This is a genomic window from Variovorax sp. Varisp36 (assembly GCF_047304235.1).
Classification (GTDB): Bacteria; Pseudomonadota; Gammaproteobacteria; order Burkholderiales; family Burkholderiaceae_C; genus Variovorax.
In genome coordinates, this window is record NZ_JBGLYU010000006.1 from 26926 (window position 1) to 39681 (window position 12756).

At 63.3% G+C, this 12756-nt stretch carries 12 protein-coding genes; 4 read left to right on the plus strand and 8 right to left on the minus strand.

The features are described 5' to 3' along the window. Window positions 1–5: 5 nt before the first annotated feature. Genes ACCD11_RS05560 through hpaH form a run of 4 tightly spaced genes read right to left on the minus strand, consistent with a single transcriptional unit; the run spans window position 6 to window position 4532 of the window. Window positions 6–1481 (minus strand): aldehyde dehydrogenase, encoded by a 1476-nt coding sequence (locus ACCD11_RS05560; protein WP_309928938.1) that lies wholly within the window; start codon window positions 1479–1481, stop codon window positions 6–8. Then, window positions 1478–2917, minus strand: a complete 1440-nt coding sequence (locus tag ACCD11_RS05565) for an FAD-binding oxidoreductase (RefSeq protein WP_309928940.1) — start codon at window positions 2915–2917, stop codon at window positions 1478–1480. The genes ACCD11_RS05560 and ACCD11_RS05565 overlap by 4 nt, the downstream gene beginning before the upstream one ends. Window positions 2918–2919: 2 nt before the next feature. Beyond that, a complete protein-coding gene (gene hpaI, locus ACCD11_RS05570) occupies window positions 2920–3726 on the minus strand; it encodes a 4-hydroxy-2-oxoheptanedioate aldolase (RefSeq protein ID WP_309928943.1) in 807 nt (268 codons plus the stop codon). Next, a complete protein-coding gene (hpaH, locus tag ACCD11_RS05575; RefSeq protein ID WP_309928945.1) occupies window positions 3726–4532 on the minus strand; it encodes a 2-oxo-hept-4-ene-1,7-dioate hydratase in 807 nt (268 codons plus the stop codon). Before hpaH ends, hpaI begins: the two co-directional genes overlap by 1 nt. 131 nt (window positions 4533–4663) lie before the next feature. Between hpaH and ACCD11_RS05580 the strand changes: the two genes are divergently transcribed. The 3 genes from ACCD11_RS05580 (at window position 4664) to ACCD11_RS05590 (ending at window position 6784) form a co-directional block, all read left to right on the plus strand. Further along, window positions 4664–5584 carry a LysR family transcriptional regulator gene (locus tag ACCD11_RS05580; RefSeq protein ID WP_413312831.1) on the plus strand — a complete coding sequence of 307 codons (921 nt, stop codon included), beginning with the start codon at window positions 4664–4666 and terminating at the stop codon, window positions 5582–5584. Window positions 5585–5938: 354 nt separating this feature from the next. After that, window positions 5939–6379: a helix-turn-helix transcriptional regulator gene (locus ACCD11_RS05585; RefSeq protein WP_309928950.1), complete on the plus strand. Its 441-nt coding sequence runs from the start codon at window positions 5939–5941 to the stop codon at window positions 6377–6379. Window positions 6380–6385: 6 nt separating this feature from the next. Then, window positions 6386–6784, plus strand: a complete 399-nt coding sequence (locus ACCD11_RS05590) for a hypothetical protein (RefSeq protein ID WP_309928953.1) — start codon at window positions 6386–6388, stop codon at window positions 6782–6784. A gap of 48 nt (window positions 6785–6832) precedes the next feature. On the opposite strand, the gene ACCD11_RS05595 is transcribed toward ACCD11_RS05590, so the two are convergent. Together ACCD11_RS05595 and ACCD11_RS05600 are read right to left on the minus strand one after the other, a co-directional pair. Further along, window positions 6833–7837, minus strand: coding sequence for a hypothetical protein (locus ACCD11_RS05595; protein WP_413312832.1), 1005 nt, complete (start codon window positions 7835–7837; stop codon window positions 6833–6835). 5 nt (window positions 7838–7842) lie between these two features. Then, window positions 7843–8235: a GIY-YIG nuclease family protein gene (locus ACCD11_RS05600; protein ID WP_413312834.1), complete on the minus strand. Its 393-nt coding sequence runs from the start codon at window positions 8233–8235 to the stop codon at window positions 7843–7845. 337 nt (window positions 8236–8572) lie between these two features. Between ACCD11_RS05600 and ACCD11_RS05605 the strand changes: the two genes are divergently transcribed. Next, on the plus strand, window positions 8573–9538 hold the full coding sequence (locus ACCD11_RS05605) for a helix-turn-helix domain-containing protein (RefSeq protein ID WP_309928961.1): 966 nt from the start codon (window positions 8573–8575) through the stop codon (window positions 9536–9538). A gap of 190 nt (window positions 9539–9728) precedes the next feature. Here ACCD11_RS05605 and ACCD11_RS05610 read toward each other — a convergent pair whose 3' ends face one another. Continuing rightward, window positions 9729–11036 carry an alginate export family protein gene (locus ACCD11_RS05610; protein ID WP_307614343.1) on the minus strand — a complete coding sequence of 436 codons (1308 nt, stop codon included), beginning with the start codon at window positions 11034–11036 and terminating at the stop codon, window positions 9729–9731. Between the two features lie 180 nt (window positions 11037–11216). Beyond that, the gene (locus ACCD11_RS05615; protein ID WP_413312837.1) at window positions 11217–12746 is read right to left on the minus strand and encodes a PepSY domain-containing protein; all 1530 of its coding nucleotides are present in this window, start codon (window positions 12744–12746) and stop codon (window positions 11217–11219) included. Window positions 12747–12756: the final 10 nt, after the last annotated feature.

The window sequence follows — 12756 nt, forward strand, 5'->3', positions numbered from 1 at the left end:
GGAAATTAACGATGGCTGAAGCTCGCGCGGAACGGCTTCTTGGGCACGACGACGTCCTTGACGTCGCAGAAGAACTCGAAGCTCCAGTCGCCGCCTTCGCGGCCCACACCACTGCGTTTGATGCCGCCGAAGGGTGCGGCCAGGTCGCGGATGCCGAAGCTGTTGACCCAGATGAAGCCGGTGCGCACACGCTGGGCTACCTCGGTGGCATGCGCTGTTTCGCCGTAGCACACGCCGCCCAGCCCGTAGTCGGTGCCGTTGGCCATGGCGATGGCCTCGTCGTCGCTGGCGAAGGTCTGCAGAGTGAGCACGGGGCCAAATACCTCGTTCTGCACGATCTCGTCGTCCTGCTTCACCCCGGTGAGCATGGTGGGCTGGAAGAATTGGGCGCCGAAGGTATGCCGCTCCCCGCCCCATAGCAGTTCAGCGCCGTCGGCTACGGCCCGCTGCACGAAACCCTGCACGCGTTCCAGCTGGCGCGGGTGGATGATGGGCCCGACCTCGGTGCCTTCCTCGCGGGGATCGCCCACGATGAGCTTCTCGACATGGCTGCGCATGGCGGCCACGAAGCGCTCGGCAATCTTCTCGTGTACCAGGAAGCGGGTGCCCGCCAGGCAGACCTGACCGGCATTGCGGTACATCAGCGCACCGGTGGCGGCGGCCCCCTCGGGGTCGGCATCTTCCAGCACGATGAAGGGGCTCTTGCCGCCCAACTCCAGACTGCAGGGCGCCAGGTTGGCGCCCGCCGCCTGCGCGATAAATTTGGCCGTGGGCACGCTGCCGGTGAAGGACACGCGCGAGATGCGCGGATCACTCACCAACCGCGCTCCGGTGGTGGCGCCGGTGCCTTGCACCACGTTGAATACGCCGGGCGGCAGACCGGCCGCCTGGGCGCAGTCGGCCAGCAGCGAACAGGTCAGCGGGGCCCATTCCGGCGGCTTGAGAATACAGGTGTTGCCCGCGGCCAGCGCTGGGCCGAGCTTCCACGTGGACAGCATCAGCGGCGCGTTCCAAGGCGTGATGATCACCACCACCCCCGCTGGATCATGGCGCACGATGTGATGCGCTTGCTCGGTGTCGATCGGGCGGTCCTGCAGTTCGAGCGCATGTTGCGCGAACCAGCGAATGTTGAGCACGGCCCGAGGCACTACGCCGTGGCGCATGCGCGAGAGCAGCACGCCTGCGTCGATGCTCTCCAGCCGGCAGAAGTCGTCGGCGCGCTTGCCGATTTCTTCGGCGAAGCGCTCCAGGTAGGGCAGGCGCTCGGCCGCGGTCATGGCGCTCCAGGCCGGGAAGGCCCGCTGCGCGGCCTGCAGCGCGGCCTCGGTGTGGTCTTCAAGGCCTTCAGCGATCTGACCGAGCAGCCGCTGGTCGATCGGGCTGAAGAGGTCGAAGGTGGTGGCCGAAGGCACGCGCTGGCCGTCGATGTAGTGGTCGGGCGAGACCTTCACGCCCGCCACGTCTAACAGGGAAGGGGTCATTCAGAAAGCTCCATGGAAGTTGGCAGCAGCTTGCCGGGGTTCATGAGGCCGAGCGGATCGAGCGCAACCTTTATGGCGCGCATCAGTTGTCGTTCGACCGGCGATTTGTGACGGGCAGCCTCGTCGCGGCGCAGCACGCCCAGTCCGTGCTCGGCCGAAATCGAGCCGCCATGGGCCATGACCGCGTCGTGCACGCAGCGGTTGATAGGGCCTTCCAGCCCCTCGAAGGTGGCGCGGTGTGCCGGGCCAAGCCGGTCGCCCGCGGGCGACAGGTTGTAGTGCAGGTTTCCGTCGCCCAGGTGGCCGAAGATGACCAGCCGCTCGCCGGGCCAGCGGCGCGCGATCTCCACACTCATGGAATCAATGAAGTCTGCGATTCGCGAGATCGGCAGTGCGATGTCATGCTTGATGGTGCGGCCTTCGGCGCCCTGGGATTCGGAGATGTCCTCGCGCAGCGCCCATAAGGCCTGGAACTGCGCAAGGCTGGCCGAGAGGGCAGCATCGGTGGCCAAGCCGGACTCCAGCGCCTCGCCCAGCAATTCCTCCATGGTGCCGACGGCATGGGTCTCGTCGCGGGTGTCGCTCACCTCCAGGAGGACGTACCAGGGCGAGCGTTCGGCCAGGGGAAGGCGCGCGCTTTCAACGTGCTTTTCTACCAGCGCAATGCAGGTATCGCTCATCAGTTCGAACGCGGTAAGCGCCGGGCCCAGCCGCGCTTGAGCCTCTTGCAGCAATGCGGTCGCGGCCGCCGGTTCAGGCACGGCCACGAAGGCCGCAACCTGAGCGGCCGGCAGTGGATGCAGTTTGAGCACTGCCGAGGTAATCACGCCCAGCGTGCCCTCGCTGCCTACGAAGAGATCACGCAGGTCGTAGCCGGTATTGTCCTTGCGCAAGCCCCGCAAGCCGTTCCAGAGCTCTCCCTGTGCCGTGACGACCTCCAGGCCCAAGCACAGCTCGCGTGCATTGCCGTAGCGAAGCACCTGCACGCCGCCGGCGTTGGTGGCGAGGTTGCCGCCGATGGTGCAAGTGCCCTCGGCTGCCAGGCTTAGCGGGAACAACCGGCCGGCTTCCAGTGCAGCCTCCTGCACCTGCTGTAGCGTGACCCCAGCTTCCACCTCAATCGTGTTGTTGACGGGATCGATGGCGCGCACCTTGTTCAAGCGCGTCAGCGACAGTACCAGCGAGCGGCCGCTCGCATCGGGCGTGGCGCCACCTGAAAGTCCCGTGTTGCCCCCCTGCGGAACCACCGCCACGAGATGCGTGTGACACCAGCGCACTACGGCAGCTGCGTCGGCCGCTGTGTTCGGCTGGGCTACGGCCAGAGCTTGGCCAGTCCACTTGCGCCGCCAGTCGGTAAGGAAGGGCGCCTTGTCCTCGTCGGTGACAAGCAGCCGGCCCGAAAAGGTTCGGCGCAGATCGTCCAGTTCTATTTGCATGGTCAGTAGCCTGACGAGTTGCCGGCAACGGTCGCAGGTGCGACCTTGAAGCGGCGGACGAGCGCACGGCTGGCCTGGGCCAGCAGCGTGGCGTCCACGCCCACGGCGATGAAGCGCGCGCCCAGGCCGATATAGTGGCGCGCCAGAGTTTCGTCCACGGCAAGGATGCCCGGCGCCTTACCAGCCGCCTGGATGCGGGCAAATGCGTGCTCAATGGCTGCCCGCACCTCTGGATGGCCGGGCTGGCCGAGCAGGCCCATGGAGGCGGACAGGTCCGCTGGGCCGATGAACACCCCGTCCACACCCTCCACCGCCGCGATTTCGTCGATGCGTGCTAGCGCGGAGGTTGTCTCCACTTGGACTAGCAGGCACATCCGCGCGTTGGCCGTCTGCAGGTACTGCGCGTCCGCCCCCCAGCGCGAGGAGCGCGCCAGGCCGCTACCAACGCCGCGGATGCCGTGGGGCGGGTAGCGCATCGCCTGCACCAAGGCACGGGCCTGGGCGGCGTCTTCCACCATGGGTACCAAGAGCGTTGTGGCGCCGATCTCCAGCACTTGCTTGATTAGCGCCGCATCGCCGTGCGGAATGCGCACCACGGGATGGACCGGGTAGGGCGCTACGGCCTGCAGCGTGCCCAGCATAGAGCGCAGGTCGTTGGGCCCGTGCTCGCCGTCCACCAACAACCAGTCGAAGCCGGCGACGGCGCACACTTCAGCGGTGTAGGGCTCGGCTAGACCCAGCCAGAGGCCGATCTGCGCGTCGGATCGGGCCAACGCCGCCTTGAAGGGGTTGATGACGGCCGAGCTCATCACACGAACTTCAGGGAGATGGCGCCGAGCGGGCCGTAGTCCGCATGGAAGGTGTCGCCCGCTGCGCAGTGCACCGGCCGCGTGAAAGAGCCGCCCAGCACGATCTGCCCCGCCTCCAGGCCTTCGCCGTGCAGCGCCAGCTTGTTGGCCAGCCAGGCCACGCCGTTGCCCGGATGATTGAGCACCGCGGCGCCCAGGCCCGATTCCTCGATGACGCCGTTCTTGAAAAGCAACGCGCCGGCCCAGCGCCAGTCCACCTGATCGGGCCGCATCGGCCGCCCGCCCATCACGATACCGGCGCTTGCGGCGTTGTCGGCGATGGTGTCCAGCACCGTGCGAGGTGCCTTCGTCACGCGGTCGAACTGCTCGATGCGTGCGTCGATCAGCTCCAGCGCCGGCACTACATAGTCGGTGGCATTGAGCACGTCGAACAGGGTCACGCGGGGGCCGCGCAGCGGCTTGGCGAGGATGAAGGCGAATTCCACCTCAAGCCGCGGAACCAGGAAGCGGGCCGCCTCCAGTTCGCTACCGTTTTCGATCACCATGCTCTGCAGCAGTACGCCATAGTCGGGCTCGGTGATCTGCGACGCGATCTGCATAGCACGTGAGGTCAGACCGATTTTGCGACCGACGATGGTCTCGCCCGCAGCCAGCTTCAATGTCGTCCATTCGCGCTGGATGGCATAGCTGTCGGCGACGGTCATGCCCGGCAGCTGCTTGCTGAAATGCGTGACAGGCCGGCGGCTGCGCTCGGCCTCAATGAGTTCGTGCGCGAGTGCGCGATACTGTTCTCGGTGGTCTGTCATGGGTTGTCTCCTGCGCGGGCCGGCACTAGCGGCAAGTGGGCGTGTTGATGCAGCAGAGTCTCGGCAAGGCACTGCCTCCACACAAGCAATGGATTTCGGGCAATGATCAAGCAACGCTTGATAATCGGCAGATGGCCCTCACCCGCTATACCCTGCGCCAACTCGAAGCCTTCGTCGCCGTGGCCGAGCAACACAGCTTTTCCGGTGCAGCGCAGTCCCTGGGCCTCTCGGCCCAGGCCGTCAGCCAACTGGTGGCCGAACTGGAGACAGTGCTCGACTTCCGGCTCTTCGACCGCACCACGCGGCGCGTGAGTCTGTCCAGTGCCGGGCAGGACTTCCTCGGCCCGGCCGAGACCGTGCTGCGCCATGTGCAGGCGGTCGACCGCGCTGCGTCGGACGTGCGCAACCGGGCAGCCGGCATCGTGCGCGTGGGCGCGCCGCTGGTGCTGGCGGGCACGGCTGTGCCTGCCGCCATCCGCGCGTATCAGGCACTGCGACCCCGTGTGGTGGTGCGCGTGAAGGATCTGCCGGTCGATCAGTTGGTGGACGCCGTGCAGGTCGGCGACGTGGATCTGGCCGTGGGCCCCGACCGCCCCACCGGCGAGGGCGTGCGCTGCGACGTGATGTTCGACAGCCGCTGGGTGCTGTGGTGCGCGCCGGCGCATCCGCTGGCGCGCCGGCGGCGGCTGCGCTGGGCCGACCTGCGCGGTCATGCGCTGGTGGCCGCCGGCCGCGACCACGAGCGTAGCGTGTCACAGATGCATGTCAACGCGCCTGAAGGTGAGCGCATCGAGCCGGTGGACGTGGTGGACAACATCTCCACGGCGCTCGGCATCGCAGCGCAAGGACTGGCCGCCACGCTGGCGCCGGCCTACGTGGGTGTGATAGCGAAGCCGCTTGGACTGGAAATGCGGCGCGTGGTTGAGCCCGAAATAGTGCGCAAGGTCTGCCTATATCAGCCGACGGCGCGGAAGCTTTCACCGGCGGCTGAGGGCTTCGCGCAGCATTTAGCACAGTGGCTACGAAACTGGCCGAAGCAGGGTGCACGCTGAGGCCTTGCCTTAGCGAGGGCCTACCTTCGCGACGTGTGAACTGATGTCAAGTTCACCAGCGAAACACCCGAAGATCCATCAGCGATGTAGGACGCGCCATGAAGATGGCAATCAATCGTTGCAAGAAACAAGACGGAGAGTATCGTTTCACAGAACTCCTGCGCGGACTTCACCCCGATTTCACTCGAGTCACCCACACTGCCTCTCGACAGTGGTTCGGCGCTGGTAGAGGCCAGGGAGAAAAAAAGCCGCTCAGGGAACCGCCTCGATGCCGACCGCTGTCACTTTTCATGCCCGGACTTGAAGGTCCGGCGGCAAAATTGCAGCGTTGCAATGGAACGGCACAATGCGTCCATGCCAAATATCGCCTCGATCCTCAAAGCTGAAATCTCCCGCGTTGCTCGCAAAGAAGTGCGCGCCGAGATCGAAACGCTCAAGAAAGCATCGGTCGCGCATCGCGCATCGATTGCCGAGCTACGTCGCCAAGTGAATGCGCTCGAGAAAGAATTGCGCCGTGTTGCGAAGAGCGCGACGCGCTCCACCATAGTGCCTGATTCGGCCAATGAAGCTGCAGAAGGTACGAAGCGTCGATTCAGCGCAACCAGGCTGGCGGCACATCGCGCAAAGCTTGGGCTCTCCGCAGCGAGCTATGGGCAGTTGGTTGGCGTGTCCGGGCAGACGATCTATCACTGGGAACAAGGCAAGGCACGCCCGCGAGCGGCGCAACTCGAAAATCTTGCGGCCGTAAGGGACCTCGGTGCACGCGAAGTTTCCGAGCGCCTGGCCGAGTCATGAACACCCATGAGCGAGCTGCGTGTTCATCCGATTCTTGGGGATTTCTACCGCATTGACGGCGGGCGTTGGCGCATTGACAGACTCCTTCCCGAAATTGGATCCACCGTTCGCATATTTGGCGCTGGCGAAACACCAACGCAGGAACAGCTGAATATTGCTCATCGGGTCGCTGGATGGCTTCCGCAATTGCTCTCAGCAGCAGGTCTAGGCAAGCCGCCCTCGGACGACGTGCCTGCTGATTGGGAGAGGACTTTGCAGAAACCGGGCATCAGATGGATCAGCATTGCCGCCGATGGCTCTGCGAATCTGGGCTTGAATGGCTACCAAGATGGCCAGTACTATGTCGCTCCTCTATTGGAGCTATCACCTGATTTGTCAGTGATATCTGCGAGTTGGGGCGTCTGATGTCCGATTCACTGTTCACAGCGTTCCTGAGGACGATAATCATAAAACTCACCGACCGTCATAGCTGCGGCTCACTCGATTTGCCTCGACCAGAAGTGCTTCTTGCTTCGCGAGCTCACTCTTGTAGACATCGCGGATCTTGAAGAACTCGGTCGTCGAATTCTCTCCAGCAGTTTTCACCAATCCTCTGACTGTTGGAACACGTATACAAGCGAGCTGGAATGCCTTCACGTCGAGATCAACTGGCGTTGGCTCTAGACAAGCCTTTGTGGCCGCAGAGAGCTTCGCATCAAGGTCTTTCCAATCCCTCATGGATTTCTCATACGCGTGCCGCACTTCGATGTGCGGGTGCTCTGTGCCGTCAATTTTCGAGTGGAGCATTGACGAGCTCAACTGGGTTCTACGACCGCCGGCTTCGCCACCACTGCCAGGTGTTGCTCTCAATTTATCCAGCGTGCTTTCGAGCTTCGCGGTAGTGGCCTCATACTTCTTCGGATATGCAGCGTAGTTGCGATAAGTGAAGCTTCCATTTTCGACATAGGAAGAGGCACCACTCAAGATGCCATGGAGTGACTCAACCCGCCTTTTCAGATTGCGCTCTTGTTGCTCTCGGCTCTTCTGCAGCTCACCAGCAGCAATGGCTTGTTGAGCCCCCTGGCGAAGTGCTGCCAACGCTCTTGCTTCGTCTTCTTCCGTGCCGGGGCGCAGGTTCGCACGCAAGCCTGTGGCCCCACTGATTTGTATTCCTCCAGGTGTGCGCTTCCCTGAGACCACAATGTTGTCGCCGTTGGCCCAACCCGCTTCAATCCTTCCCACAAACTGCTCACCATTGGCAGCGCCACTCAGTGGAACATCTAGGGTGTTGAGCTTGTTGTCTTTGTCGACAGATACTTGCTTGAAGCGACCGACGATGGTGCCGCCCTGGGACTCCACGAGCTGAACATAGAAGCTCACGCCAGGACCACCACCCACATACGTGCCAGACCAGGTGGTCGACCAGGCAGGCGCAGTGAGCACAGCAAGTGCCAGGCCGAAAACAAAGGGTGAGCTCATTGTGTTCAGTTTCCGTTGTGGCCATGAAGTCGTGAGAGTAGTACTTCTTTCCAGTGTGCTTCGCGCTGGAGAACCTCCTCAGGCTTGGTGTGCGTGTCAGCAATCTCCAGCACAGAAAAATGAAAGTACTCAGCGCGCGCGGCGCCACCTTCACCGATGAGCTTTCGAAGGCGCACGTTTTCACCGTGACCGTTGAGGCAGACGCACCACCGCGACCATATGCCACCCGCACCAGTGGCACTGCCAACATAGAGCTTGCCAGTCAGCCCGTCCGAGATGAGGTAGACCCCAGCAACGTTCTCGAGTGCTGCCCGCCAAGACGGAGTCCCCTGGCGGACGATGACCGCGAGTTCGCTGAACGAAACATTCGCTTTCTTGAAACCAGGGAAGTCGGCCAAGGGGATTTTGGCCGCTCGTACCTCTTGAACACGACAAGTTGGCGCAACGGTTTCACCATTTAGATACGTGCAATGCATCGGCAACGGGCTTGCCTTGTGCAATCTCTCTGACGAGCTGCGGAGGATCGGACGGACTGCACGCCAAGGCGCTCCGCATTGGACAAGCATTCAACAGGTCAACGGCGTTTGATCGGCACGGCCTTTGCGTTGGCCGCGAAGCTGTCCTTCGCCTAAAGGGGTTTCCCCTCTATGAAGCTCTGATCGATCTGTGCAAAATTTCGTCTATGTGAGAATTTGGCATAGCAAAAAGCAGCCGTCCTTCAAGGAGTGCCAGCCGGTGAATCAAAGCATCCATCGCTTTCAAGACATACATGCCCACGCGGTCTCGGTGCAGGAGTGGAACCAGACCTACAGCCAGATCACTGCTGGGTCGCTCGAGAGTTCACTCATGCAACTCACGAGTGCAAGATGCCATGTCTTTCGGGAGCAAATCAACCAGCGGGTGGTGCAGCACGGGGAGGCGCCGAAGGGCAGGGTGTGTTTCGCGGTGCCACTTGCGATCCCGGGGGCGATCCGGATGCAGGGACGCGAGGCGGACTACAGCAGCATCTTTTTTCTTCGTGGCGGAGAGGAGTTCATGTTCCACATGCCAACAGGCATGGACATGCTGGCGATTACCTTCGAGCGCGAATTCTTCGAAGCCGCGTTGGGCGACACCGCTTCGGCTAGCGAGATCCAGATCTTGCTTCGGCAACCAGTAATCAAGGTGCCGCCGCCGCGTCTTGCAGAGTGTCGCCAGCGTTTGCTCACGATGTTCTCCGAAGCGCTTGTCAACGAGGAGCTTGGCAATACGCAGGCGCGCGAGCGCGAGCTGGAACAGGCCATGCTGGATGAACTTCTGGTGCTGATGACCGACCCGGCCTGCGACAGGCGGCAGCGCAGCGGCAGCTCCACGCACAGTTTCATCGTTGAGAAGTGCCACAGATTGGCGATGTCGGAGACGATCAACGTGCCCAGCGTGATCGAGTTGTGCCAACGCCTTCAGGTGAGCCGGCGCACTGTCCAAAACAGCTTTCGCTTGGTCGCTGAGACTACGCCTTTGAACTACCTGCGCTCCGTGCGCCTGAACGGAGTACGTCGGACTCTCATGTCGACTCCGGCCTCCGAGCTTTCCATTGGCGACGCGGCCTCCCGATGGGGCTTCTTCCACCTGAGCCATTTCGCAGCGGAATACCAGGAACTGTTCGGTGTCCTGCCGTCCCAGACCAAGCGGGCGGAAGAGGCCCGGGCATACGCTGCCTGAAGCAGCGCGTCGAATCGTCGCGCTGGTGGCAGAAAGCACCTCCGGTGCCCACAGGATCGTGGAGTTCATTGGCGTCGCCGATGGCATCGCTCGCCGGAAGAGCAGTCTGCACGCCAGCCCATCATGTGCAGCACTCCCCGCCGCATACGTTCCCGGCCCTTTCTGGGCACGACGCGGCGTGGTGCACCGTTTAAAAGCTTGCCACCACCATCAGCTTGAGATAGGGATTGGCCTTGGCGCTGCCGCTTTGATTGCCCCCGTTGCCCTCGTATTTGCGAGGCTTGTAGATCCCAATGATCGGCGAGAAAGTCAGGTTCTTGGTGATGGCCCAATCCAGGTAAAGAGCCAATTCGCGCGCGTCCAGGTTTAGCGTCGAGCGGTCGGCGAGCGTCCTGAAGTCGAAGAACATCAGCGTCGCTGCCAGCTTCTCAAGCGGCCGAACGGTGAGTGCGACGTCGTGGATGCGGGTGTTGAAGTTGTACGAGAACGCATAGTTCGATGCGACCTCGCCCTGGTACCGCCCGCGGAAGCCACCCTGAAACAGGGAGTCGAATTCTTTCGAATACCGGGTGTAGCGGTAGCTCAGCGAAGGCTGCCATGCCACGTCGGAAAACGTATAGCCCGCCTCCGCGTACCATGCGTTGTCGTTGCGAGAGCGCTTCTTTTGGTAGGCGTACTCGAATGCGAAGTCTGCATCCGGAATTCCGGCGTTGCCGTCCGCGCGAATGCTATAGATCTTCATGCCCTTGCGCTCCAGACGCGTCGGTGAGATGGCGTATCGCTCATCGACGTCCAGGCCGCGGATGAAGGTGAATCCGACGGTGCCTTCGGGGGCGGTGTAGTCGAGCGTCCCGACCGCAATCTCCGTGTTGGCCTGCAGGCGCGTGTTCGACTTGAGCCACATCGCGCTTCCGTGCAGTCCCTCGGTGCCGCCCAGACGCAGGACAGCCGTCCTGGCGAACGCCAGGCGCTGGCCGAAGTAGTAGGCACCGCCGCGGTCATAGCGTCCATCTGCCAGGCCTTTGCCGGGATTCACGCCGTCGTCGTTGACCAGGAAGCCGGAGCCGGCTTTCACAACCTGGCGGCCCGCGGAAAAGTCGATTCCGTCCTTGCCCAATGCGGGAAACAAGTCACCCGACTTCCATCCCACGTACGCGTCCTCGAACCGTGTGCGGTGTTCCCGGCCCGTGGTAATGCCGCCGGGGTCCCCGTCTCCCCATGTAGCCGTGCTGATCGCACTCAGTGCGCCGTAGAGCGTCCCGCTGCCGATCCGGTCGGTGGAGCCGTTCAGGCCGTACTTGGCGAAGCCCTCTTGCCATCGGAAACCGCCGGGTCGACCCACATAGTTGCGCCGGGTGCCGAACATGCCGTAGCCCGCTTTGAGCTCTGCGTTCAGAGTCGTTTCGCTTTCGGCGTAGAGTTCATAGCCATGGGCCGCAGGCGTGAGCACGCAAAGGGCGGTGAGTGAAATGAAGGGTAGGCTGCGGATCGGACGCATGTTGTCTCCTGTGTTGTGTCGTGAGAGACTTGTGATGGGCGCCCATGCGGCGGCAGAGCGTGCGCGTTGTCGTCGTTCGACGACGACCGCGCCATGGAGACAGGGAGTCGACCACAAGCGGGGCGAGTGTCCTGTTGCCCGTGGGTGGGGTGGTAGCCCAAATCAGCAATCGCGAGGAATTCAAGAAGATGGCGACCAGGGCTCATCGAGCTTGGGCATGCGGCGCGGCCTGACCTTGCTCGCGAAAATTCGCCAACCGATCACGCACGACGTGATGCACAGCGCAAGGCCGAGAAGCGACAGCATCATCACGACGCCGTCGCGCACCAACGGCCGGTTGCGCAATGCCTCGAAGTCCAGGCTGTGCATGCCCTGGTACAGCACACGCTGCCAGCGGCCCGAGGGGGCGATACGCAGCAGCACCCTGGCCGACAGCGGATCCGCATACAGGTCGATCCCGTCCGCCCATCGGGCTCGCCACACCGGCAGCGGACGCGTATCCCGTACGTCGGAGGACGCGGCGTTCTGCACGTAGTAGGCGCTGTCGTAGGCGTCGATCCGCCGCAACTCGACCGGAACATGCCCGGCGCCCCGGATGCCTCCCAGCGCCCGCGCGATCTCTTCCTCAGGAAACCTGGCGTGCAACACCGGAGCCGGCGCGGCGGCATCGGCGCGCATTACGCTTTGGCCCACGCGGGTATGGACGCGATACCAGGTGTGCCCTGCAAACTGCACACGCTCAAGTTCCAGGGCGTCGGCGTTCGGCGAGCTTCGGGCATGCGCGGCAAGTGCGTCGCGCGGTTGAAGCTGTGCGACCGATGGCGCACCGAACCAACGCGCTTGCTCGGAAGGCAAGGCACTGCGCGGACCGAAAACGCCGTACGGGTTCATCGACATCAAGCCCGAGAACATCCACGTCAGCGTGAAGACTGCGGCCACAAGGCCCGCGATGTGATGCCATCGCATCCAGAACTTGCGATAGGGAATCCAGCGGGTGCGATTCAGGAAGATCTGCCAGATGCCCAGCGCAAGCCCGGTGGCCGCAAGCACCACGCCCGGAATCGACAGCCAGACCACGACCTGGTTCCACGCCTGCGGAAACTGGCGCAACACTGTCGGGTAGATCCAGTGCGGCACCGCGCCGATCCAGTTCCAGAAACGCTCGGCCCGGCGCGTGTCTCGAACCACTTCGGCGCTGCCGCGTGACACATATAACTCAAGGCCGTCGTCGCCGGCCAGCCTGACCTTCACCAGCGGACGATAAGGATCGAGTCCCTGCGGCACCGTCCATTGGTCGCGCTCCAGTTCCTCGGTGTCTACAGCCTTGCGGCCGCTGAAGGCCTGGGCGACCAGCGCGGCCTGTTGCGCAATCAGCGGCGCGACCGGTGCGCCGCTTTCCGCGTCGAAGGTCCGCCAGACGGGGGCGCGGCCCTCGGCCTCGCCGGCCAGGATGCGCCAGACAGGCACGTCGGCGTGCATGCCCAGCCTTGCAGCGCCCAAGCCGATGCCGGCGCGCTGCGCGATCGCTTCCGCCGTCAAGCAGCAGCCCGGCTCTACCCGCAGCGGCGCGAGCCCTTCGAGCCGATCCACCTGCGACAGGTTGGGAAACGGCACATAGTGCAGCACCATGCCGGAGGCAAACCACATCAGGAAAAAAAGCGCCAGGACAACGCCGAGCCACTTGTGAGCGAAGATCAGCGCGCGCTTCATGAGCTTTGCC

What these genes read in the sequence shown, in the direction of transcription:
- ACCD11_RS05610 (WP_307614343.1), bottom strand. Translation starts at nt 11,036, where the DNA reads ATGCGTCCGATCCGCAGCCTACCCTTCATTTCACTCACCGCCCTTTGC.
- ACCD11_RS05580 (WP_413312831.1), top strand. Translation starts at nt 4,664, where the DNA reads ATGGCCCTCACCCGCTATACCCTGCGCCAACTCGAAGCCTTCGTCGCC.
- ACCD11_RS05565 (WP_309928940.1), bottom strand. Translation starts at nt 2,917, where the DNA reads ATGCAAATAGAACTGGACGATCTGCGCCGAACCTTTTCGGGCCGGCTG.
- ACCD11_RS05595 (WP_413312832.1), bottom strand. Translation starts at nt 7,837, where the DNA reads ATGAGCTCACCCTTTGTTTTCGGCCTGGCACTTGCTGTGCTCACTGCG.
- ACCD11_RS05560 (WP_309928938.1), bottom strand. Translation starts at nt 1,481, where the DNA reads ATGACCCCTTCCCTGTTAGACGTGGCGGGCGTGAAGGTCTCGCCCGAC.
- ACCD11_RS05585 (WP_309928950.1), top strand. Translation starts at nt 5,939, where the DNA reads ATGCCAAATATCGCCTCGATCCTCAAAGCTGAAATCTCCCGCGTTGCT.
- hpaI (WP_309928943.1), bottom strand. Translation starts at nt 3,726, where the DNA reads ATGAGCTCGGCCGTCATCAACCCCTTCAAGGCGGCGTTGGCCCGATCC.
- ACCD11_RS05590 (WP_309928953.1), top strand. Translation starts at nt 6,386, where the DNA reads ATGAGCGAGCTGCGTGTTCATCCGATTCTTGGGGATTTCTACCGCATT.
- ACCD11_RS05615 (WP_413312837.1), bottom strand. Translation starts at nt 12,746, where the DNA reads ATGAAGCGCGCGCTGATCTTCGCTCACAAGTGGCTCGGCGTTGTCCTG.
- hpaH (WP_309928945.1), bottom strand. Translation starts at nt 4,532, where the DNA reads ATGACAGACCACCGAGAACAGTATCGCGCACTCGCGCACGAACTCATT.